The organism is Neisseria sp. P0009.S007, from assembly GCF_051962515.1.
Genome location: NZ_JBQCVF010001288.1, coordinates 1 through 235 on the forward strand (window position 1 = coordinate 1; position 235 = coordinate 235).

The following is a 235-nucleotide window of genomic DNA, read 5'->3' on the forward strand; positions in this document are numbered from 1 at the left end:
GCCGGTACAATCGCAGAATCAGCAGAAAATAGAAGCCGTTCAAAAACAAAATAATTCGGGTAGAAAAAACGCCGATACGGCTCAGCAGCAAATCGGTTCGGACAAAGAATCAGCCGAAGCGGTTTTGAAACAGGCGTTTGAAAACGAACAAAGCGATATTCAGGTTGAGGGCGAGGGCACGGTATGGAAAACCCTGCCGGATGATAACAAAGGCACGCGCCACCAACGCTTTATC

1 protein-coding gene is annotated in these 235 nt (G+C 48.1%); it reads left to right on the plus strand.

Features of this window, described 5'->3' with window-relative positions; genetic code table 11:
- The coding region (locus ACTHS3_RS18645; protein WP_440368895.1) for a DUF3465 domain-containing protein at nt 1–235 on the plus strand (235 nt) is incomplete at both ends.